The organism is Sphingobacterium thalpophilum (genome assembly GCF_901482695.1).
Lineage (GTDB): Bacteria > Bacteroidota > Bacteroidia > Sphingobacteriales > Sphingobacteriaceae > Sphingobacterium > Sphingobacterium thalpophilum.
This window is the reverse complement of sequence record NZ_LR590484.1, coordinates 5855280-5880410: the sequence shown is the minus strand read 5'-3', so window position 1 is coordinate 5880410 and position 25131 is coordinate 5855280. Positions and strand designations below refer to the sequence as shown.

The following is a 25131-nucleotide window of genomic DNA, read 5'->3' as shown; positions in this document are numbered from 1 at the left end:
ATTATAAATTATAAACCAGCTTCAGCTAAAATGAAAACAAAGGAGTCAAAGGTATAAGGCACGAGGGATGTCGCTTTTCGACAGGTGTCTGTATGCTATAAACTCGAGGTTTGTGTAAGCATTGTTGAGATGGAGAACTCAGTTTGACGACGGGGAGGTCAGTTTAGCCGGAACTAATTAAGTATTTTTATGAAAAAACTGAGCTTACAACTAGGAGCTGCTTTCATGCTGCTAAATGGATTGCTATATGGGCAAAATAGTGTAAAATTGGAGACGCCTGCCCAGGACTTGGTTATCAGTCGCCATATCTATGGTCATTTTGCTGAACATTTGGGCCGATGTATTTATGATGGGTTTTACGTCGGTGAAAAAAATGATTCTATTCCGCATGTCAATGGCGTACGAACCGATGTAGTGGAGGCCCTGAAAAACCTTAAGATTCCTAATTTACGATGGCCAGGGGGCTGCTTTGCAGATACATACCACTGGAAAGATGGGGTTGGTCCGAAGGCGCAACGACCCACAATTGTGAACAACTGGTGGGGTGGTGTCACTGAAGACAATTCTTTTGGAACCCACGATTTTCTGAATATGTGTGAGTTACTCGGCGCTGAGCCCTACCTGGCCGGGAATGTAGGGAGTGGCGAAGTGCAGGAACTTGCCGATTGGGTACAATATGTCAACTATGCTGGGAAAAGCCCAATGTCGGACTGGAGGCGTAAAAATGGTCGGGATCAACCGTGGAAAGTCAAATATTGGGGGGTGGGAAATGAATCCTGGGGTTGCGGTGGTAATATGACTGTAGACTATTATACGGATATCTTCCGAAAATACGCTACGTTTATGTCAGACTGGACCAACGGAAGTGGCTTGTATCGGATCGCCTCTGGTGCGAATAGCGCTGATTACAATTGGACCGAGACCTTAATGAAAAAGATCCCCAGTAGCTTAATGAAAGGTATGGGGCTGCACCACTATGCGGTGATCAACTGGGACAAAAAGGGGTCAGCTACACAATTTTCAGAAGAAGAATATTTCAAGACGATGAAGTCGGCCTGGTTTATGAATGAACTGGTGGAAAAGAATATAGCCATCATGGACAAATATGACCCCAAAGGGAAGGTCGATTTGATTGTGGACGAATGGGGTGGCTGGTACGACGTCGAACCAGGTACTAACCCCGGATTTTTGTATCAGCAGAACACAATGCGCGATGCCATGATTGCGGGGATGACCTTAAATATCTTCAATAATCACGCACGGAGAGTGAAAATGGCGAATCTGGCGCAGGCGGTCAATGTGCTGCAAGCTGTTATCTTAACAGAAGGTAAGAAAATGATCCTGACCCCGACCTACCATGTTATGGAAATGTATAAAGTGCATCAAGATGCCAAGTTGATCCCTGTCGCGCTGCAATCAGTAGATTACCGCTTCAATAACGAGAAACTTCCTGCGGTTTCTGTCTCGGCATCACAGGACAGTCAAGGCCGGACGCATATCTCGCTGGTAAACATAGACCCTAAAAATAAGAATAAGATACAGATAGATCTCGGAGCAATAAAAGCATCAAAGGTTACGGGCCGCCTGCTCACGTCTGACGACCTCAGAAATTATAACTCTTTCAAACAGCCAGCAAAAATTGCTCCTGTTAACTTTAAGGGAGCGAAATTACTAAACGGTGTTGTGGAGGTTGAAATTCCGGCATTTTCTGTGATCGTATTGGAACTTATATGAACTTAATGAGGAGGTGAAGTCAGCTGATTATCGTATGATGTTGTCATGTCGGTGTCAGAGGCTTCATGGTCCCAAAAATCTAATTATAGCAATGAAAAAAGTTGTGTCAACAATGCTATTGTTCATGAGCATGGGTACTGCTGCAATAGCCCAGTCACCAATTGAATTAACGGTGCAATTGGATCGGCCCGCAGGTGCGATTTCGCCACATATGTGGGGGGTATTTTTTGAAGATATTAATCTGGGAGCAGATGGAGGGATCTATGCTGAACTAGTCAAAAATCGTTCTTTTGAATTTGATCAGCCCTGGATGGGATGGAAGAAACTGGAAAACGGCCCTGAGGGTACCTATCTTCTGCTCAATGATAACCAACGTAAAGGAAATAAACGTTATCTGCGACTAAACAATGTGTCAAATTTGAAACTCGGCCTAGAAAATGAAGGATTTAGAGGAATGGGCGTCAAGGCTGGCGAGCAATATGAGTTTTCGCTGCAATACCGAAGCGAGGCTGGAGACATGAACATTATGCTCGAGGTTCTGAACGAACAGGATAAGGTAATCGGCACGGCTACAATGCCATTGCGGTCGAGCGGGACATGGACTGAGTCTGCTGTCAAATTTGCTGTCAGCAGTACCACAGCTAAGGGTAAATTGCGAATTTGGTTTACCGGTGCGGGTAAACTGGATGTCGATATGCTTTCGCTGTTTCCAGTAGATACATGGAAACGGCGGCCAAAAGGGCTCCGCAAGGACATGGTGCAGCTACTCGCTGACATGAAGCCTGGATTTATCCGTTTTCCGGGAGGTTGTATCGTGGAGGGCAGGGATCTGGCCAACCGCTTTCAGTGGAAAAAGACTGTTGGGCCTATAGGTGAACGTGAACTAATCATCAACCGATGGAATACGGAATTTAAACATCGGCTCACGCCTGATTATTACCAAACCTTTGGCCTTGGATTTTATGAATATTTCCTCCTTGCGGAAGACATAGGTGCTGCTCCGGTTCCGATTCTTAACTGTGGTATGGCCTGCCAGTTTAATACGGCAGAACTGGCACCTCTGGATCAGCTGGACGAGTATGTACAGGACGCCCTCGACCTTATTGAATTTGCTAATGGTTCTGTAGAAACCAAATGGGGTAAACTACGCGCGACTATGGGGCATCCTGAACCGTTCCACCTGAAAATGATCGGTGTAGGAAACGAAAACTGGGGGCCGCAGTACATAGAACGGCTCGAAGTATTCAAAAAAGCCTTGAATGCAAAGTATCCGGAGATCGAGATTATTGCCAGTTCAGGTACCGATCCGGAAGGGGATCGTTTTGATTTTCTCAACGATAAGCTGAGAGCAATGCAGATCGATATCATTGACGAGCATTATTATCGACCACCATCGTGGTTTCTGTCCAGCGCGAGCCGCTACGATAATTATGACCGTAAAGGCCCAAAAATCTTTGCTGGCGAGTATGCTTCCCATACGACACGGCCCAATGGTCCTGGAAGAAGCACCTGGGAAGCTGCTTTGTCTGAGGCTGCGTTTATGACAGGGCTCGAACGGAATGCTGATGTGGTACAGATGGCCTCTTATGCACCACTATTTGGCCATGTGGACGGGTGGCAGTGGTCTCCTGATCTGATTTGGGTAGATAATTTACAGTCATATGGGACTCCAAGTTATCAGGTACAGAAATTATATTCTACCAATAAGGGATCAGATATTATTCCCGTCAGGCGGGATGGGCAGCCAGTGGCTGGGAAAGACAGCCTATATGCCTCGGCGGTATATGATAAAAACGCTGGCGAGCTGATCGTTAAAGTGGTCAATTATAATAGCAAGCCTATGCAGGTTAGTCTGTCCATCACTTCAAACAAGAAGATCGCAGATCGTGGCCAGAAAGTTACGTTAGTGAGCCACGATCTAAATAACAGCAACAGCATCGAAGATCCTTTGCGTATACAGCCTAAGCAGGAATCGATCATCCGGAAAGGCAAAAAGCTTACGGAAAGTTTCGCTCCCTATTCGTTGACGGTAATTAAACTTCCGGCGAAATAGTACTCGTTTAAGAGTTGTCTATGAATTTTAACAAAGTTGTAAGCGTAAAACGGCGTAGTTTTATGAATTTATAAAGCGGTTTTTGGTTATGAAGAAACGAATGGTTATCGCCGGGTTGCTACTGATTTTATTTTTCGGTTTGCGAGCTCAGGAACTTAAAGTCGCCGGTCCCGACGGGAGACTGGAGGTATATCTTTGGCTGGATAATGGTAAGCTTTATTACCGTGTTAATCAGGAAGGACAGGAAATGCTGGAGAAGTCACCCTTAGGACTGCGGGGGGAGGATGTGCATCTGAGCGATCATCTTCAAATGGTCGATTCGCACAGGCAAGCGCTAGATAAAAAGTATGAAGAACCAAAAATCAAGCGCCGTCAAGTGCACTATCAAGCCAATGAATTGCAGTGTACGTTTGAAAATGACATAAAACAACGACTTGTTGTAACATTTCGTGTTAGCAATAATGATATCGCTTTTCGCTATGGCATTCCACAGGTAGGCGAACCTGCGAATCTGAAGATCAAAGAGGAGCTGAGCGGTTTTAAGTTTCCCGGGCTGACGACGACCTTCTTGACACCGCAGGCTTCGCCCATGATCGGCTGGAAGAAGACAAAGCCGAGTTATGAGGAAGAGTATGTTCCTGATCAGACCATGGATGTACGCTCGAAATATGGACTGGGTTATACGTTTCCAGCGCTCTTTCGCATAGGCAACAGGGGCTGGGTTTTACTCTCGGAAACCGGAGCCAACAGCAGCTACTGCGCTTCAAAACTTGGGGAGTGTAGAGCGGGGCTGTATCAGATTGCTTTTCCTGAAAAAGGTGAAAACAATGGCATCGGCGACAGCGAGCCGACGGTGGCATTGCCCGCTCACACTCCGTGGCGAACCCTGACTGTGGGCAAGAGTTTAAAACCTATTGTAGAAACTACCGTGCCTTTTGACGTGGTAGAGCCACAATACGAGGCAAGTAAGGCCTATACTTTTGGACGGGCTACATGGAGCTGGCTGGAATGGCAGGATGAAAGCATCAATTTTGAGGATCAGAAAACTTTTATCGATCTTTCTGCAGCGATGGGGTATGAGTATGTTTTGATAGATAATTGGTGGGATACACGGATCGGTCATGCCAAAATCGAAGAGCTGGCTACCTATGGTCGCGGTAAAGGGGTTGGGCTTTGTCTCTGGTACAATTCGAATGGGTACTGGAATGATGCTCCACAGACGCCAAAAAATAAGATGAACAATAGTATTGCCCGCAAGAAAGAAATGGCTTGGATGCAATCGATTGGTATAAAAGGTATCAAGGTGGATTTTTTTGGCGGCGACAAGCAGGAAACATTGAAATTGTATGAGGATATCTTATCGGATGCCAATGACCACGGTATTACCGTCATCTTTCATGGCTGTACGCTTCCAAGAGGATGGGAACGTATGTACCCTAACTTTGTGGGTAGTGAGGCGGTATTGGCTTCTGAAAATCTGATCTTTACGCAGCATGCCAATGATACTGAGGCTTTCAATGCCTGTTTGCATCCTTTTATCCGCAATGCTGTAGCAGCAATGGACTTTGGTCCTGTACTGCTTAATAGAAGACATAGCCGTGGAAACAACGAAGGTACGACCCGCAAGACAACGGAATCATTTCAGCTCGCAACATCGGTCTTGTTCCAAACCCCTGTGCAGAACTTTGGTTTGACACCGAATAACCTGAAGGATATGCCTAAATACGTTATTGATTTTCTAAAACAGGTGCCGACAACATGGGATGAAACGGTATTTTTGGATGGTTATCCTGGTAAATATGTTGTTTTAGCCAGACGGAAACAAGATACCTGGTATATTGCGGGAATAAATGCAGAAACAAAACCAAAAGAAATTGAATTGCAGCTATCCATGCTCTCGGGGCAGTCGGTACAACTTATCAATGACGACGGAGCACGTAACCCCATACAAAGCTCCATAAAATTAAGAAAGGAAAATAAACTCAAATTAATATTACAACCCCATGGTGGCGTTGTATTGTATGGAAATTAGTCGCTTGTTATTTGTCGGAGATGAAAAGGTTGTGGGTGATCGTTGGACTTTTATGGCCGTGGATACTGGCAGTCTGTCAGACGAACCCGGCGCATTTTTTTTCAATACAGGACGGATTGACGAATCAACAGGTATTGGATATTGTACATGATGACGAGGGGTTTACGTGGATAGCGACGGAGTTGGGTCTAAATAGGTTTGCCGGCAAATCTTTTAAACCTTATTACGCCTCCGAACAGCAAAACGGCCTGTCCTTGAATAGCAATGAAATCAATACATTGCTCTACGATAATCGAAAATTATATATTGGTACGCGGTCTAATGGATTGAATGTATTTGATTTAGATAGTCATAAATTTTCTTACTACCTGCATGATCCCCATAATCCAAAGTCGATAGCGACCAATGATATTACAGCTATGATCAAAAGCCATGACGGAACGTTATGGTTAGCTACCTATCATCAGGGACTCCAGCACTTTGACCCTGTAAAAAAAGAATTTAGTTATTTCAATAAAAGCAGACTTCCGGAACTTCCTGAAAATAGTATTTGGTGTCTAGTTGAAGACAGGAGGAAGATGCTCTACATTGGACATGTCAATGAAGGGGTCTCAATTTTTGATCCGACGCGTCGTGCGGTATGCCGGTTGACGCAGGAAAACACGAAAGGTGTATTGCCTGACAATGAAGTAAAAGTACTCTATTGTGACCAGTGGAATAATATCTGGATTGGTACACGCAAAGGGCTGGCCGTCTTCCATCCGTCAACGGGTAAGCTTGTGCGCATTTCCCTGGGCGGAACAGCCAAGAACGGAGTGGAGCCTTTTGTGTATGCGATCAAAGAGTTTAACAACCGCATTTGGATTGGAGCAGAATCTTCACAACTTTTTATACTGGAGGCTGACTATTCATACAGCAAGCAGGTGGAAGGACTTAAACAGCAGCAGATGGTCGATCTCGGGAAGGGCAACAATGCGATGGTGCAGCATATTGCTCCGGACCGTTTTGGCAATATTTGGCTTGCTATGTATGGTGGAGGTGTTGGAGTGCTTAGTCATCTATCCACATTTTTTAGGTTTTTTCCCGCCGAAGCCTTGCGCTCCGGGCGTATGGCAACGGTAAGCGGTGTTTTTGAAACAGAAACGCAAACTGTCTATCTTACGACTGAGGGATCGGGTATTATTGAGATGGATAGGTATGGACAGCTACGTCGACAATTGACGAGTAGCAGCGGTATTCCCGATGACTTTATCTTAACGAGTTATAAGGACCGTAAACAACGTGTTTGGCTCGGTATGCGAAAAGGCGGTGTGGCTGTTGGTCATGCCGCAGTGGGGCGCTGGAGTGAGATCGCGCTTGGCGAGCAGGTGACCGAAGTCCGCGCTATATTTGAAGATCATCAAGGACTGATTTGGATTGCGGCTAATCAGGGAATATTTATCTATGATCCGGATGGTCGTAAGGTACAAAAGCTCCTGATCAATATACCGATGCTGGGGGACTATGCTCCCAGGGCAATTGTTGAAGATGCACATGGCAACATGTGGGTAGGAACGTACGGTCAAGGACTATATGTTTTTGATCGAAACAGAAAACTGATCCATAAGATGGACCGGAACAACGGGCTATCTAATAACACCATCAACCATCTGCTGCGGGACAGCAACAATAATATTTGGATAGCAACAAACCAAGGCATAGCGATGCAAAGTGCAGGTCGGAAAATAGGTGATTTGTCGTTGATGACATCAGCAGGACGTGATGCTTGGCTTTTTATCAATGCTCTGGCGGAAGACCTGCATGGCAACATCTGGTGTGCGACAAAATCCGGTATGTTACGTTATGTCCCTCAGGAGGAGCGTTTTTTACAATATGACGATTCCTTTGGATTACCATTAGGTGGTTTTATTAATGGGAGTGTGGGAAAGGACAGCCAAGGGCGTTTATTCTTTGGTATGCAGGAAGGTATTTGTTACTTTGATCCACAAAAAATTCCATTGGATCTTCCAAAATCGCCAATACGTATCAGTCGGCTAACTGTATTTCGGGCGGGTGAAGGGAATTCCCAATTGGACAAATACGTCTCCGGAGCGCAAGAGATCGCGCTTAATCATGATGAGAATAGTTTCCGCATTGAATTGGCGGTAATGGACTATGCCCTGAATGGTCTGGTGGAATTCGGTTATCAACTGCAGGGACTCAACAGTGATTGGATCTTTCTTGGAAATGAGACGACTTTAGATTTTCGTAATATTCCCTACGGTGAGCATGAATTGCTCATACGTACACGCATGAAAAATGGAGAATGGTCGCCCTCACCGCAGCGCTTACTTATTAAAATCGCAGCACCTGTATACTTAAGCTGGCCGGCTAAGGTTGCTTATGTGCTGGCAGCATTGCTGTTGTTGTACACGCTTGTTTTCTTTTATATGAAGAGAATGCATGCTGAGTCTGAACTTAGGCTTAAGGAGCGCCAGCATCGTCAGGATGAGCAGTTATACACCGAACGTATGAATTTCTATACTCATATCACACATGAACTGCGTACACCGCTCACATTGATCTTGGGGCCGCTTGAAGATCTTGCTCACGAACAAGAACTATCGGCCAATCATCGGAATCTGATTGGGACTGTACAAAAAAGTGCTAATAGACTCTTTAGCTTGGTCAGCCAGCTGCTGGAATTTAGAAAAATAGAATCCCAATATAAACCTTTGGTGCTTGAGGCTGGATCCTTGGCAGAGATGCTTAGCGATCTCGTGCATAAGTATCAAACATTAAATAACAAGTCAGCCTTATCCATATCAGCTGATCTCCCCAAGGTAGATACGCGCACGATGTTTGATGCCGAAATTGTGCAGCTTATCGTGGATAATTTGCTTTCAAATGCGTATAAGTATACGACCACGGGGCAGATCAAGCTGCGTCTACACTACGAGACATCAAATTTGACCAACTGGGCAGTATTGTCGGTAGAGGATACGGGCTGTGGAATTCCTGCGGGGGAATTTAACCGCATTTTCGATAAGTTCTATCAGATACCAAAGACTGGTGTCTATGGCACTGGGGTGGGCCTGGCGTTGGTGAAAGAGCTCGCGAGCATACACCATGGACAGGTCGAGGTTAAAAGCAAGGAAGGTGTGGGAACGCTGTTTGTGGTCCGCTTGATGGCAAATAAAATTGTGCCAAAGGAAACGGAACCAACACTGACGTCGCAACGTCCCTTAGTTCTATTGGTTGAAGACGACGTTGATTTGCGTGAATATTTAGGCAGCACTTTAGGTGGAAGCTATGAAGTCATACTGGCCGAAAACGGTACTGCTGGCTTCGCTATCGCGCAGACTAAGGTGCCAGACATCATCATAAGCGATGTGCTGATGCCCGATATGGATGGTTTTCTATTAGCAGAAAAATTGAAAAAAGACCGGGCAACAAGTCATATACCGCTTATTTTATTGACAGCCAAAGATACTGATTTTGACCGGCAGCGGGGGTATGATCTTGGGATAGATTCATACTTGGTAAAGCCTATCAGTCCGCAGCTGCTTGCTAAGCGTATTCGGAATTTGTTGCGGAGACAAAGAGAAAGCAATGATCTTATCCTAAAAAATATCGCCGTAGCTTCCAAGAAATCAGGAACGCAAGAAGATAAGAAGGATCGAGATGAATGGTGGCAAGAAAATGAATTTGTGCAGGAGTTTACAAAAATTGTAGAAATGCATATGCAGGACGAGGTACTCGATGCGGGGACACTGGCTGAAAAAATGAACATGAGTCAATCGACCCTTTACCGTAAATTGAAAGGAATCACAGGAAAGAATATCAATCAGCTGGTTCGCAAGATACGCATACGTAAAGCAGCTGAACTATTGAAGACGGGGAAATATAATGTGACAGAAGTATCCTTTATGGTCGGCATCAATAGTGCGATCTATTTTCGGCAATGTTTTAAAGAAGAATTTGGACAGCTGCCATCCGCTTATCAGCGGTCCGATTCGAAGTTGCGTATTTAGGTGCCCCAAAACCTTTAAAATAGCGTTTTTTGACCGAAAATTGTATGCTATTTGACGGATTTGTATACGTTACAATGTGATTAAATCGGCTAAGTTTGACTTATTAATCCAATTATAAATCTAGGTGGAGGTGGCGATGATGCGACCGAAATAAGCGATTGCACGTTATCCATCCTGTTGCCATTCTGGCTAGATTATAATATTTACTGTTTTAAATAAGTATTAAATTTATGAACAACCTAAAGATTGTTTCCCTTTACACTATGTTGAGTGCGATGCCAACGCTGTTGTATGCGCAGGAAAAGGTGACGGGGCAAGTGGTTAACAAAGCAAACGAGCCGATTATTGGCGCTAGTGTATTGATCGAAGGCGGTGGAAAGGGAACCTCAACAGACAAATCGGGGAAATTTGAGCTGAATGCGAATAAGGGGCTGCTTGTGGTCTCCTTTGTAGGATACAAAACCTACAAGGTGCCATTGAATGGAACAACTAATTTAAGAATCGAATTGGAAAGCGATGATCATATCCTGGAGGATGTTGTGGTCGTTGGCTATGGCACCCAGTCAAAACGGAATATCACGGGGGCTGTTAGCAACATAAAGTCTGACGACATCGTTCGGACATCCTCGACGACTACTGCTGGCGCGCTGGCGGGGAAAGTTCAGGGAGTATCTGTGAGAGCAAAGGATGCTCGCCCGGGGCGAGGAGCTGCTATTGAAATCCGGAACATGGGGAATCCCCTTTACGTCATTGATGGAGTTGCCTATGGCGGGCAGACAGGTACAGACTGGGTCGGTACGCAAAATGGCTCAGGAGCGGATATTTTTAACTCGTTGAATCTAGAAGATATTGAAAGCATTTCCATATTAAAGGACGCTGCTGCAGCCGTCTACGGTTTTAGGGCTTCCCGAGGGGTCGTACTGATTACAACTAAAAAGGGAGCTAAAGGAGAAAAAGCAAAAATTAATATCAATGGTTATCAAGGATGGCAAAACCTGACACGATTTCCAAAGATGGCAAACGCGGCACAGTATACCCGCGGATTAGTGGAGGCGGCGCAAAATAGTAATAATCCCGATCAAACACCACAGTCCGTCTATACACCGGAAGAACTTGCGAAATGGCAAGCCGGAACCGAGCCGGGGTATCAAAGCTATGATTATTATAGCATGGTGGTCCGCAAGAATATTCCTCAACGGTATATCAACGCAAATATTACAGGCGGAGGGCAGAAGTCAAACTATTTCCTCTCCGCTGGTCACTTGCAACAAGAGGCTATGATTAAAGATTTTAATTATAAACGAACCAACTTACAGGCTAATATGGAAGCGGAGGTATTGCCGGGACTGACAGTTGGATCTCAGATTTCCGGACGTCATGAAGGAACTCAGGATGTGGGTTTACCTGGAGGCGATGGTTATTTTTCTTCGATTTTAGCGATTATGAAGAATAGACCGACAGTAGGACCCTATGCGAATGACAATCCCAATTACCCAGCTCATACACACGACTTTGCGTATAACCCAGCCTTATTTGACCGGGATATTGCCGGTTATAAAGACAATTCGTACTTGGCGGGGAATGTTAACCTATTTGCTTCCTACAAAACGAAAATTGGTCTGTCGGCAAAAGGTACGGTCTCGTATAACTATACAAGCAATAAATTTGATGGTTTTCAATATACTTACGATGTATATCGTTATGAAAACGATATGTATAAGGCGACAGACGGCAGTGCGGCGGGATGGCGATACAATACCGCCAGAGATATTGTATCGCGATTTGCGCAGTTCCAGCTCGATTACAATAAGAAGATCGGTGATCATTCGTTGTCGGCAATGCTAGGGTATGAACGGTCAGATTGGGACCGTACGCTCAGGGTATTAAGTGCAAATCCCTCAAATAACTATATCCCGATAATAAAAATGGACGAACTGAACGGACTAACCGATGAATGGTCTTATGAGGCTCGTGCGGGCTATATTGGCCGTATAAACTATAACTACAAAGGAAAGTACTTACTGGAGTTATTGGGAAGATATGACGGCTCATATTTATATTATAAAGGTAAACAGTGGGGGCTATTTCCGGGGGCCAGTCTTGGCTGGAGAATATCGGATGAGTCTTTTTTTGCTTCATTAAAGAATGTGGTTAACGATTTGAAAATCAGGGCTTCAATAGGTCAGACGGGTCTGGAAGAAGGAGTAGACATGCATGGCTATTTGGCCGGCTATGATTGGGGTGCAGGCAACGCTATATTGGACGGAAAATTTGTAAACGGTTTGCGACCTCGTGGCATTCCGATACGAAACCTGTCGTGGGTAAAAAATACAAATTATAATATCGGTATTGATGTAACCATGTTTAACAGCAAGTTGACGATGACGGCAGACGCATTCAAAATCATACGGACCGGCGCACCAGCACCACGGTATGATGTGTTAATACCGGAAGAGGTGGGCTATTCCCTGCCGAATGAAAATTTAAATAAGAACGGGTATTTTGGCGCAGAAGGAATCATTACTTACACGGACAAAGTTGGGGAGCTGGACTATGTCGTCAGCGGCAACATCACCTTTTCCCGTTACAAAAGTCTGGAGACTTACAAACCGAGATTTGGGAATTCGTGGAACGAATATAGAAATTCTGCCGAAGACCGGTGGGGTGGCGTATGGTGGGGGTACCAGGTGGTCGGACGATTTGAGTCCATGGAACAGATACAAAACCATCCAATCAACAACGATGGAAATGGCAACCGTGACCAATTGCCGGGCGATTTGATCTATAAAGATGTCAACGGGGATGGGGTCATTAACGACATGGATCAACGGCCAATCGGATATCCTACGGGTTGGGCTCCCATGTTAACCTTCGGCGGGAAAATAGGGCTCAACTGGAAAGGTGCTGACCTGAACATTGATTTTGCGGGCGGGGCTATACAGTCGTGGTTTCAAGACTATGAATTGCGTAATGCTTTCCATGGAGGCGGCAACTCGCCGGCTTATCTCCTGGAGGACAGATGGCACCGAAAGGATCCTTACGATCCAAACAGTGAATGGATTCCCGGCTACTATCCGGCCATTCGAGAAGGCAATTCGGGCCCGAATGCGAAGAATAGCGATTTTTGGCTGACAAATGTCCGCTATCTGCGCGTCCGAAATTTGGAGTTGGGCTATAATCTTCCAAGACAGATCGTTCAAAAAATTAGTGCCGACAAAGTACGGATTTATGTGAATGCTTCCAATCTGTTTTCATTTGACAATGTACGGAAATTCCAGATTGATCCGGAGATTGAAGCTCCTGCGGCGGTAGTATATCCGCAACAGAAAGTAGTTATGGTCGGATTTAATATCACTTTTTAATGCAATGAACATGAAGAAAATATATATGGGAATGGCGTTGTTTGCGACGCTATTATTCAACAGCTGCAACCATGATGATTGGTTTGACCGCGATTCCAAAGCGCTGATTACGGATGATCAGTTGTGGAACGATCCGACTATGCTCACCTCTTTATTAGCTAATTATTATGACCGTCTGCCAACAATGCATGGTGTCTTTAATACGGGGGGAATGACTGAACTGGATGATGCGATGTGGTCGGGTCACAGGGATCAGAATTGGCGAAATGATTTTCAGTTTGGCGATGATTACGGGCGTTACTGGGATTACGGGTTTATCCGAGACATCAATCTTTCTTTGGAAAATATCGAAAAGTTAAGTGTACAGTTATCGGATTCCCAAAAGAAACAATATATTGCCGAACTGCGTTTTATTCGTGCGTTTGTTTATTTCGAACTGGTTAAGCGCATGGGGGGAGTACCCATTGTCACAACGCAGCTGATCTATGATTTCAGTGGCGACCCTACACCTTTGCAGGTTGCGCGTGCCAAAGAACACCAGGTGTACGATTTCATTTATAATGAACTTCAGGAGATCAAAAATGATCTGCAGGATAATCAAGCTAGTAAAACACGGGCAAATAAATATACCGTTTTGGCGCTGCAAAGCAGAGCAATGCTGTACGCGGCTTCTCTGGCAAAGTATAACAATTTGATGGCTACGCCGATCAGCACGCCTGGTGGGGAAGTTGGTATTCCTGCGGCCATGGCCATGGATTATTATACCAAATCTCTGGTGGCGTCTAAAGAAATCATTGCGGGGCCGTATTCGCTGTACAGTGAAAATCCGGACAAGGGCGCTAACTTTTACGATATGCTAAATAAGAAGACGGGGAATGAGGTGATCTTTGCTAAGGATTTTGCAGTTGGACTGAAGGTGCACCGCTTTGCCTATGATAACATTCTGAAGAGTATGACTGAAGACAATGAATCATCTTCAACGATTTCTCCTTCGCTTTCGTTAGTGGAGAGCTTCGATTATCTAGACGGCGCGAAAGGTGTTTTGCATGACCGCGATGCCAACGGTAACTATATTGCCTACCAAAATATCCAAGATATCTTTGCGAATAAAGATGCTCGTTTATATGGTACGGTTATTTATCCAGGAACATTGTTCCGTGGCAGGTCGGCAAGCATACAAGCTGGAGTTGCCATCTGGAACAATAATCGCTATCAACTGTATGTCGCTCCTCGTTTGGGGCAGCAGCTCGATGAAGAGCTGGGGAAACCATATGCCGGCGGTCTGTGGACAGGTTTCGATGGGCCGCAGATAGATGCGCAGGACGTGAGTAATACTGGCTTTTATATTCGAAAGTTTATAAGCGATGCTCCCGCAGCGAGCACACGAGGTACTTCTGCCGCAAATTGGTGGCCTTGGTTTCGGCTAGGAGAGGTCTATTTAAATGCTGCGGAAGCGGCCTTTGAGCTGGGTCAGTCGGATGCTGTCCAGTATATCAATGCCCTGCGAGTTAGAGCTGGATTCCCCGAAAATAGCATAACTTTATTAACCATGGATATCATCCGAAACGAACGTCGTGTAGAATTGGCCTATGAAGACCATCGTTTTTTTGACTTAAAAAGATGGCGTCTCGCTCATCTGGTCTGGAATGGCTCAGAAAATGATGATAATGCCGTTGTGAGAGGCTTATATGCCTATCGGATCGCCAGACCAGGCCATCCAGACAATGGAAAGTTCATTTTCGAACGGGTACGTCCTAACCGGTTTAGAAAGGCACGCTTTTTCCGCTTAGCAAATTATTATGCTTCGATCAAACAGTCGGCCATCGATGCCAATCCAAAGATTGTTAGAAATCCTTATCACTAATTTAAATGCGATGAAAATAAAAATTTTAAAAATATACGCTATCGTGTTCAGTCTAACGCTAACAGCTTGTGAATATGATAATTTTGAGACGCCCAAGTCTGTTTTGTCCGGCCAGATAACCCATGGGGGAGCGGCTGTTCAGATACGTAATAATGGACCTGAGCTGGAACTTTGGCAGGATGGATTTGCTCTTCGATCAAAAATTAGTGTGTATGCTGACCAGAACGGACATTTTTCAGCGGAACTTTTTGATGGCCGATATAAATTGACCCGGCTAAGTAATGCACCTTGGTTACAGCAGCCTACAGATACCATTCTTGTGGAGGTCAAAGGGAATACAACAATAAATGTACCCGTCACTCCATATTTTAGTGTGCCGAATGTGAGCGCGAGCTTTTCGGGCAATGCGGTAACTTGTGGTTTTGAGGTATCCAAAGTTTTGGAGTCGGCACAAGTGGACGACGTGAGACTATTTATCTCAACGACCACTATTGTGGACAACGTGAACAATGAGCAAAATGAGGGATTTAATCTTGCTAACTTAGCTTTTGGACAAAGCATGTCAATGACTGCTTCACTAAATGATCTACTGCTAAGAAAGGCTGCTAAATTAAATATTGACCAGCTTTTTGTGCGTATTGGCGTGCGTTCTAAATCTGCTGGAGAATACAACTTCAGTTCCGTTGAAAAAATTAAGATAAAATAGCAACTTACATAACAGGCCACGTTAGTGGCCCAATATAGATCTGAATGAAAAAAAATAAAATTATATCCTTTGTTACTTTATTGTTGCTGCATGTTTCGCACTATATATGTGCTCAGGTCTATCACAATGGACCGGTCGAAAAGGACTTTGCTGGCTATTTATTCGCTTACTTTAAGGGTAATGCTGTTCAAGATGAAGCTGTATGCTTTGCCATCAGTACTGATGGATACACGTATCGGGCGCTAAACGGCAATCGTCCGGTGCTGGATTCGAAGCTAATCAGCAAAACTGGTGGCGTGCGCGATCCACATGTATTGCGAGGTGTGGACGGCAGGACTTTTTATATGGTGCTGACTGACATGACTTCGTCTAAAGGATGGGACTCCAACCGTGGTATGGTCTTGTTGAAATCCCAAGATTTACTCCATTGGTCATATAGTAAAATCGATATCCAGCAACGATTTGCAGGGCAGGAATCGTTGAAGCGCGTATGGGCGCCCCAGACCATATTTGATGCTGAAGCTAAAAAATATCTGGTGTATTGGTCGATGAAACATGGAGATGGCCCAGATATTATTTACTATGCCTATGCCAATCCGGATTTTACAGATTTTGAGACCGAGCCACGGGTACTGTTTACCCCAAGAAATGGTCTGTCTTGCATTGATGGAGACATTATAGAAAAGAATGGTCTTTTTTATCTGTTCTACAAAACAGAAGGACATGGCAATGGGATTAAAGTGGCTATTACTGATGGCTTGACTTCGGGAAAGTGGGTAGAACAACCAGGATATAAACAACAGACCAAGGATGCTGTGGAAGGCTCTAGCGTATTCAAACGTAATCAATCTAGTCAATATGTCCTGATGTATGATGTTTACGGTAAGGGAAAATATCAGTTTTGTGTATCGGATGATCTGGATAGATTCAAGGTAATCGACCATGAGATCGATATGGATTTCCATCCACGTCATGGGACAATTATACCGATTACTAGACAGGAATTGGCGGTATTGACTGCGAACTGGGGTGTACCGCAGGATATTACTATTGGTTTAAAGAAGAATCCTGTTCTTAACGGGTTCTATGCGGATCCGGACGTGCTTTACTCCCACAAAACTAAAAAATACTATATCTATCCAACAAGTGATGGATTTGATGGCTGGGGAGGTTTCTATTTTAAAACCTTTTCATCCACGGATCTGGAAAACTGGAAGGATGAGGGCGTAATCCTTGATCTGAAAAAAGATGTTCCCTGGGGGCCCCGTAATGCATGGGCGCCTAGTATCGTTGAGAAAAAGAAAGGAAATGATTACAAATATTACTATTATTTCACGGCGGCGCAAAAAATAGGTGTTGCGGTAGCTGATCTGCCGACGGGGCCTTTCAAGGATTCGGGCAAACCATTAATTGATTTTAAGCCTGCTGGTGTGAAGGGAGGCCAAGAAATCGATCCGGCTGTCTTTCATGATCCGAAGTCTGGCAAAAGTTATTTATATTGGGGAAATGGCTATCTCGCTGTTGCGGAACTTGATCGAGATATGGTCTCCATCAAAAAGAATACGGTCAAAGTGTTGACGCCAGACAAGACATTTCGCGAAGGTGCATACGTTATCTATCGTAATGGGCTTTATTACTTCTTCTGGTCGGAGAATGACACCCGTAATGAAGACTATCGCGTGCGTTATGGAACCTCTACTTCACCTTATGGGCCAATAACAGTCCCCGAAAACAATCTGATCTTGCAAAAGGATATATCTAAAGGGATTTATGGTACGGGTCACAACTCGGTGTTGCAGGTTCCAGGCAAAGATGAGTGGTATATCGTATATCATCGGTTTAGTTATCCTGATGGAATAGGTATGGGAGATGCGGCGGGTTTTCATCGAGAAGTGTGTATAGACCGACTTTATTTTGATAAGCAGGGTAATATCTTGCCCGTTGAGCCGAGCAATTAATTTATTCTGGCCATTTTCTGTTGGAAGGGAAACCATTGAAATTGTCAGCTACACGGTCGTGGCAAGATAGCTGGACAAAATGGGGGCAGGCTTCGTCAGTCAGGTTAGATGGTTAGCTCCGGGAGTTATTCAGACCGGAGCATTCGTATTTCCAATATTTTGTGAGTAGGGGACTGCAAAGTCCCCTTAATTTTTACTTCGACTTGCGGCTGACCTGCAGCTTCTTTCGGAAGCTGGAGCCGAAAAACCTCAGGCTGTACATGGTCTGCCACGTTGCGGAGTGTTCCAACAAGTGTCCCATTGACAAGGATTTCAGTTGTGCGGGAGGTGTCGCCCAAGAATTTGACATACAGTACGGCATTATTTGTTTGTTTCATCCGATAACTGAACCAGCTTTTGGTTTCCCGCCAGCGGATATCGTCTATTAGACCGGCTTGACTATCTTCTTCACGGAAAAAATGGTCGGATTCAGGCTGCTGTTCGCCTACAGCGATTTTGTCTACGGTAATAGCCGTTAGCGCCAGACTTTCTCGTTCATCTGCTTCGATCTGTCTTTGCAATTCGTGTAATGTTGATTGGTTTGCCTGAGGCCAATACATTATGTAGCGGCAATCATGGATACCATAGAATGGTTCGAGTTCCATGGACAGTGAATCTTTTGAGCGGAATAGGCCGTTCAAGCGAAAGTGAAGTGGTTTAGAGGCTATAGGATCAACGAGCGTACTAATGGAGTCAGGACTGGCAACCAGAATAGGAATATCTCCTAATGGGATTTGTTTGCCGGACGCGATATGTCCCATTCGACTGTCGTCGGCTAGCAAACCTTTAAGGTCATCTGTACCCGAGCGGGCAGCCAGGACAATAGGTCCATATAATAGGCTATAGTAATTGCTACGGTCTGGCAGTTGTTCGGCATGGATGTTCATAGGAAGCTCCATGCGTACGTGGTCCCCGGGCTTCCAGGTGCGTTTTATCTTGAAATGGGAGGTGCCTGAGTCATCTAGCTGAATGGGTTTACCGTTAATAAAGATTTGCGGTAGGCCCGCTAGCCAGCTCGGTTTGCGTAGATTTAGTGTAAATGTACGTTTCTTTTTGGTATTTATCCTTATGGAGGTATATGCCGTGCTTGGAAAACTATTTTCCTGAATGATCTCCACGCCTTTATCCTTCCAATTTAATCGAGAGGGGATAAAAAGATTGACATAAAGTTCATCATGATGATGAGCATAAATCATTTCCCCGTATTTAGCATGGTTTTCCATACCAGACCCTACGCAACACCACATACTGGTATGAGGCTGTGAATAGACACGATAATGACCGGGACGGATTTGTGTAAAATAAACAAAACCGCCGTGCTGAGGATGCTGGGTAGACAAGATATGGTTATATAAGGCCCGCTCATAGAAGTCAAGGTATTTTGCCTGCTGATCAGTTCGGTAAAGCATTTTTGTTAAGCGCAGCATATTGTAGGTGTTGCAGGTTTCGGGGCCTTCGATGCTATAGACCATTTTGGAGAAATCATCCGTTGGATTAAAATGTTCACTTACGCTGTTTCCGCCAATGGAGATCGATCGATGTTCAGCAACATTATCCCAAAAATAACTTACGGCGTCAGACCATTGTTGGTCATGCGTAAGCTCCGCTATCCGGCTAAAGCCAAGTACTTTAGGTATCTGCGTATTGGCGTGAAGTCCGGTTAGTTTGTCCTGGTGGGATATCAGTGGCATTAGAATAGAATGATGACTGAATTTTCGGGCGAGCTCGAGATAATTCGGGTTCTGTGTGATTGCAGCGACGTCGGCAAATGTTTCATTGAGCCCGCCATGTTCGCTCCTTAGCATCTCCTGGATCTGTGTTTCAGATAGCTGCGAAACCAACCTAAGAGCCCAATCGGTCATGTCAATAAGCATATTTTTTGCCTTTTGATCACCAGTTAATAAATAAGCGTCGCGGAGACCAGCATAGGTCTTATGAATATTGTATAAAGGTACCCACTTTCCATTCAGATTAAAGCTTCCCGAGTGGATATTGCCCCGTTGGATCTCTTCCCAAATGAGTTTTCCGCCCGGTACTCCACCGATATACCCGTTACCATTGGCTTGTTGGCAGCGTTCCAGATTGGAGATCATATAATCGAGCCGGTCTTTCACGCGGGGATCACCAGTCGATGCATACATATAGGAAAGTGCAGAGAGATAATGGCCACCGATATGGCCGTCTAAGCCTGTGCTTTCCCAATTTGTATAGCTTTCTTTCCTATGTGGCAGGCCCGCCTCACGTAAAAAAGGTGTGAGAAGCCGATCGGCATCCATCGCTAGTAGATATTGAAGATCCAGTTGCTGAGCATGTTGAAAAGGACTAGGCAGTAATCTGACATCGTTTAAATCAAAATATTGTATCGGGCTGGAGATTTGGGCTGATAAATGCTGGCCGAGCGTTACTGTCAGAATGAGAGAGGAAAAGATGCTTTTTAACTTCATGGTGTACTGGAGCTTATAAGTTTCTTAGCAGGACCTGCCGATTGGTTGACGGCAGCTTTTATCACGTAAAGACTGCTAAATCAAAGATAAGATTTGCTTTAGTATTTTTAAATGTTTTTTTTACATTTATTATAAAAGCCTGTGGACTAGTTCCCAGAAAGGTTTTCATCTGTTAGATAAGTAGAAACCGTGCTTCTACGTGATCTTTCGCTGCGACTATTTTCTCCTTATCTGTAGCTTGACACCTATCGTTAAGCCGATATAATCATCAAAGTTCAGGTAGCTATTGGGAATCCCGCTAGCGAGGTAGAGGTCGCTACTATGAAAATCATAATATAATCTGATGCTCTCGAAATAAGAGGTTTGGCATTTGAGCCGGTAGATAAAGTCTTGCCCTACAAACAAATTAATCCGTAGTCTGGTGGAGAAACTATAATAACTGCTAGGATATTTATCAGGCTCTTTGTACCAGAATTGTTTACCCAGCGTAGTATTAAAATATACCCCTGTGCGTAGTGGATGGTATGCTGTCTGCTTGTTGACGGGTACCGACCATGGGGTGTAAGTCTGGCGCAGTGTCAGTGTCAGTTTGGCTCGGTCAGTGTCATATTTCGGAACATAGCCAATGAGAAAATCTGTAGACCACTGGTGTTTTTTTCCGTAATCCCAGCCCCATCCCAGAGAAAATAGACCTATAGATCCAGCGTATTGAATGATATAACTGGAGGGGATGAGACGGAAAGCGGTTCTTTTGAGTTCTCTGTTTCCCGTGGTATCGACCAACTTGTCGGACATTGTTTGCATGTCCTGGGCGAAACCTGTACTCGTTAATAATATAAATAAAGATACTAATTGAAGCGTTTTGCATTTAAAAGGAAACAAGCTCATGGGTGTAACTGTCTTTAGTGATCGTAAAAATTAAATACTGCCGCTTACCTATGTTGGGTGTCCCGTAGTAGGTAACCCCATCGTCAAAAATGTCTTCCTGTTGATAGCTGTGGTCATGACCATTGTTGCAATACAGCAAATTAGGGTATTGTTTTATGCTATGTTGGAACATGGGAGCAACATTGTTGTTAAACTGATCAGAGGTGGGACGGGCATGCATCAAAACGATTGTTTTGTCAAATCTTTCACTGTCCGTTAAACGTTCGCGTTCGATAAATGAAAAATCAGGGACGGGTGTGGAATAATCTGATTCAAGCGCATTGGTATTCAGACAAACGAATTTGATTCTGCCAGCGATAAAAGTGTAATTGGGAACGCCGAAAACCTTTTCAAATATTTCTTCACCATTGGCCAGACAATCGTGATTGCCCAGTAATACGACATAAGGCTGGTTGAGCTTTTCTAGGATATTGCGTTGCCAGAGAAATTCTTTGGTGAGTCCAAAGTCGGAGATATCACCGCCATGAATAATAAAGTCAATATCAGTTCGAGAGTTGACTATTTTTACAAAATCGTCAAGTTCGTTATACCATCGTTGCGAATCGCTAATAAAGGCATATCGTATAGTATCGCGCTGCGAATAATCGCGCTCGATTCTGATAATGTTCTGAATGTTGATGTTGGTTTTGCCATCAATTTTTCCCGAGTAAGGATGTATGTCAAACATGTTGCATCCGTGTAGCAGTAATGTGGTGCAAAATAGAGTCAGATAAATGGGTAGCGTTTTCATCGTTTATGATTTTATTGACTTTTTGAATATAAAAGTAAGTTTTAACAATAGAACCTCAAGTGCTACAGAATTTTTATTACGCTGGCGTGATATTGTCAAGTATAATATCTGTACGATCTGAATAACCTTTTTATGAATGATGGTAACGATTGCGTAAATTTTGTTTTATAGTACATATAAAAAATACTAAGTTTAACAATGCAACCGGTTGCTGTGTTCTGATACAGACAATTATCTGGGGTAGAGAATTAAGGGATATATAATTAACTCGCATAACCAAATTAATGACGAGACCTAAAAAGCATAATGTACACGATGGAGAACGTTCATTCAGCACTCATTTTGGTCAATTGGCCGTGGTCTCTCTTGTGGGGGACTGTTCATAAGCGATGATACTGGTGGCGGTTCTTCGACTGGGTTACTCAACGAGAAGGCGTTTGCGTAGAGCGATTTTATCACTATTAGATTGCAATAATAAACTATAATAAAGATATGATGCATATTTGGAAAGTTTCCGTTCTATTTAGTTATCTAGTGTTGGGGCATTTTACCTTAACATTTGGTCAGCATTATCAGTCTCAGGTCTGGCGGCCTGACCTTGGAAATGGAAAATTCAAGAATCCGGTAATCAATGCGGATTATTCCGACCCAGATGCCATACGGGTTGGGGAGGATTATTATATGATTGCATCAAGCTTCAATCACAGTCCGGGGCTTCCCATTTTACATTCCAAAGATATGGTGAACTGGACAATTATTGGGCATGCCCTGCAACGGCAGGTGCCGGAGGCTGTATTTAACAAAGTACAGCACGGCGGTGGGGTGTGGGCTCCGTCAATACGGTACCATGAGAACGAATTTTACATTTATTATCCGGATCCAGATTTCGGTATCTATCAAATAAAAACAAGGGATATCCGAGGTCCTTGGTCTGAACCAGTGCTGGTCTTTGAAGGAAAAGGGTTGATCGATCCTTGCCCATTTTGGGATGAAGATGGTAGAGCGTATCTGGCCTATGCTTATGCTGGGAGTCGTGCCGGACTAAAAAGCGTTATCGGCATTGCGCCAATGAATGCTGAAGGCACTAAAGTACTGAACCGAGGCACTATTGTCTACGACGGCCATGAATTGGATCCGACCATAGAGGGACCGAAAGTTTATAAACGTAATGGTTATTATTATTTATTTGCGCCGGCCGGCGGAGTCGCAACTGGTTGGCAACTCGTACTGCGGTCCAAAGATATATACGGCCCTTACGAGCGAAAGGTGGTCATGGAGCAAAATAATTCGACAGTCAATGGGCCCCATCAAGGGGCATGGGTAAACACACCGACAGGAGAAGATTGGTTTTTCCATTTTCAGGACAAGGAAGCTATGGGACGAGTGGTGCATCTGCAGCCGATGGTTTGGAAGGAAGACTGGCCCATAATCGGCGAGGACGAGGACGGCGATGGTGTAGGAACCCCAGTAATGATTTATAAGAAACCTCATGTCGGAAAGCAGCAGTTGCCTGTCGTCAATCCACAGGAATCTGACGAGTTTGATAGCCCTCAGCTTGGACTCCAGTGGCAATGGCAGGCTAATCCCGACGGAACATGGCTGATGCCTTCGCATAAAGGCAATCTTCGTCTCTACACACAGTTGCTGCCTAAAGATGGCAAGAATCTGATGGCGCTTCCCAATATCCTCACGCAAAAATTTCCGGCTGAGGACTTTACTGCAACAACGCGAGTAAGACTCCGGCCCAATGAAAAGGAGCTGGGAGAACGGGCGGGACTCGTGGTTGTTGGAGAAGACTACAGTCAGCTGTTTATACAAAAGAATAATGGTGTTTTTCGCCTTTATTATGGTAGTTGTTCCAAAGCCTACAACGGAAATTCAGAAAATGTGCGCGTTGTCACTACGGTACCGGATGACTTTGTATTTCTGCGTGTCCAGGTTAGAAAAGGTGAAATCTGCAATTGGTCCTATAGTATTGATGGTAAAAAATATATAGATATTGAAAAGGATTTTCGGGCTAGACCGGGAAAATGGATTGGTGCGACACTTGGACTATACGCTAGCCGTGACAAACAGATTAACGACAGTGGATATGCGGACTTCGACTGGTTTCGTATAGGTAAATGATGCCATTGTCACAAAAGGAAGAAGCGTAAATACGCTTAACGATTTATTATAGTAAAGGATGGATAAATGTTTTATATTAAACAAGCTGCTTAAGCTGTACTGGGTCTTTATACTAATATTGGCCGGAGGCCGGCTACATGCTACTGCGGCGACCGAAATTATTGTTGTCGATCAACAGGGGGGAGGGAATTTTACGACGATACAGGCTGCGATTAACTCGGTTCGTGCTTTTCGAGGCGAACATGCTGTACGGATATGGGTTAAAAATGGTATTTATCATGAAAAAGTCGTTATACCATCTTATTTAGAGAATATACAATTGATTGGAGAGGATGTTACCGGGACAAAGATTGTATACGACGACCATGCCGGGAAGATGGCAGACTGTCCTGATGAAACAGGCGAGATAAAGCGGGGAACGTTTAACAGTTACACACTTTTGGTGCGCGCTAATTCGGTATTGATTAAGAATATTACGATCGAAAATGCAGCTGGACCGGTCGGACAGGCTGTTGCGCTTCATCTGGAAGGCGATCGTATCGCAGTCGTAAATTGTCGTTTACTGGGCTATCAGGATACCTTGTATCTCGGAAAAAGTGGCGGAAAGAACTATTTTGCTAACTGTAGTATCTATGGTACTACCGATTTTATTTTCGGTCCCGGAACATCTTTTTTTTGTGATTGTAAGCTGTTTTCGTTGAGCAATTCCTATGTGACAGCGGCTTCCACGCCTGCTGGTGAACGCTACGGCTATGTATTTTATAAAAGCCAGTTTTTACCTGTAGACCAGTCGGTAATGAAGGTGTTCCTTGGCAGACCCTGGCGTCCTTATGCTAATACCGTTTTAGTCGACTGCTATTTGGGACCACATATTGTACCGGAGGGCTGGAATGAATGGCACGGTGACGAGTTATTCCCTCAAAAAGAAAAAACAGTTTTTTATGCTGAACTGGGGTCTAAAGGCGAGGGAGCAAAAGATCTTTCCAAACGGAAACGCTGGTCGCATCAACTAGGAGATGACAAACGTGAGTTTTATCGGCTTGAACAGGTTATGGGAGACTGGAACGTAAATAAAATGCTCCATGAAATGGGAGAATAAAACTTCTCATTTATAATAATCG

At 44.4% G+C, this 25131-nt stretch carries 13 protein-coding genes; 10 read left to right on the top strand and 3 right to left on the bottom strand.

Features of this window, described 5'->3' with window-relative positions:
* Positions 1 to 189: 189 nt before the first annotated feature.
* The 8 genes from FGL37_RS25015 to FGL37_RS24980 all read left to right on the top strand — a co-directional run bounded on the left by FGL37_RS25015 (position 190) and on the right by FGL37_RS24980 (position 17722).
* Positions 190 to 1734, top strand: coding sequence for an alpha-N-arabinofuranosidase (locus FGL37_RS25015; protein ID WP_028068658.1), 1545 nt, complete (start codon positions 190 to 192; stop codon positions 1732 to 1734).
* 91 nt (positions 1735 to 1825) lie between these two features.
* Positions 1826 to 3787 (top strand): alpha-L-arabinofuranosidase family protein, encoded by a 1962-nt coding sequence (locus FGL37_RS25010; RefSeq protein ID WP_028068657.1) that lies wholly within the window; start codon positions 1826 to 1828, stop codon positions 3785 to 3787.
* Between the two features lie 88 nt (positions 3788 to 3875).
* Complete coding sequence (locus FGL37_RS25005) at positions 3876 to 5819, top strand: glycoside hydrolase family 97 protein (protein ID WP_028068656.1); 1944 nt, start codon at positions 3876 to 3878, stop codon at positions 5817 to 5819.
* 20 nt (positions 5820 to 5839) lie between these two features.
* Positions 5840 to 9832, top strand: coding sequence for a hybrid sensor histidine kinase/response regulator transcription factor (locus tag FGL37_RS25000; RefSeq protein WP_028068655.1), 3993 nt, complete (start codon positions 5840 to 5842; stop codon positions 9830 to 9832).
* A 230-nt stretch (positions 9833 to 10062) separates the two neighbouring features.
* Positions 10063 to 13194 carry a SusC/RagA family TonB-linked outer membrane protein gene (locus FGL37_RS24995; RefSeq protein WP_028068654.1) on the top strand — a complete coding sequence of 1044 codons (3132 nt, stop codon included), beginning with the start codon at positions 10063 to 10065 and terminating at the stop codon, positions 13192 to 13194.
* 10 nt (positions 13195 to 13204) lie between these two features.
* Positions 13205 to 15058 carry a RagB/SusD family nutrient uptake outer membrane protein gene (locus tag FGL37_RS24990; protein ID WP_028068653.1) on the top strand — a complete coding sequence of 618 codons (1854 nt, stop codon included), beginning with the start codon at positions 13205 to 13207 and terminating at the stop codon, positions 15056 to 15058.
* Between the two features lie 10 nt (positions 15059 to 15068).
* Entirely contained in the window at positions 15069 to 15764 is a 696-nt protein-coding gene (locus tag FGL37_RS24985) for a DUF3823 domain-containing protein (protein ID WP_028068652.1), read from the top strand.
* 44 nt (positions 15765 to 15808) lie between these two features.
* Positions 15809 to 17722: a glycoside hydrolase family 43 protein gene (locus FGL37_RS24980; protein WP_028068651.1), complete on the top strand. Its 1914-nt coding sequence runs from the start codon at positions 15809 to 15811 to the stop codon at positions 17720 to 17722.
* 125 nt (positions 17723 to 17847) lie between these two features.
* Here the strand turns inward: FGL37_RS24980 and FGL37_RS24975 are convergent, their stop codons facing one another.
* The 3 genes from FGL37_RS24975 to FGL37_RS24965 all read right to left on the bottom strand — a co-directional run bounded on the left by FGL37_RS24975 (position 17848) and on the right by FGL37_RS24965 (position 21883).
* Positions 17848 to 20205 carry a glycoside hydrolase family 127 protein gene (locus FGL37_RS24975; protein WP_037532207.1) on the bottom strand — a complete coding sequence of 786 codons (2358 nt, stop codon included), beginning with the start codon at positions 20203 to 20205 and terminating at the stop codon, positions 17848 to 17850.
* Between the two features lie 216 nt (positions 20206 to 20421).
* Positions 20422 to 21000, bottom strand: coding sequence for a hypothetical protein (locus FGL37_RS24970; RefSeq protein ID WP_138097078.1), 579 nt, complete (start codon positions 20998 to 21000; stop codon positions 20422 to 20424).
* Positions 21001 to 21073: 73 nt separating this feature from the next.
* Complete coding sequence (locus FGL37_RS24965; protein ID WP_028068648.1) at positions 21074 to 21883, bottom strand: metallophosphoesterase family protein; 810 nt, start codon at positions 21881 to 21883, stop codon at positions 21074 to 21076.
* 492 nt (positions 21884 to 22375) lie between these two features.
* Here FGL37_RS24965 and FGL37_RS24960 point away from each other — a divergent pair, with 492 nt between their 5' ends.
* Positions 22376 to 24010: a glycoside hydrolase family 43 protein gene (locus FGL37_RS24960; protein ID WP_232048774.1), complete on the top strand. Its 1635-nt coding sequence runs from the start codon at positions 22376 to 22378 to the stop codon at positions 24008 to 24010.
* Positions 24011 to 24068: 58 nt separating this feature from the next.
* Positions 24069 to 25109: a pectinesterase family protein gene (locus tag FGL37_RS24955; protein ID WP_037532205.1), complete on the top strand. Its 1041-nt coding sequence runs from the start codon at positions 24069 to 24071 to the stop codon at positions 25107 to 25109.
* The last annotated feature ends 22 nt before the right edge of the window (positions 25110 to 25131 follow it).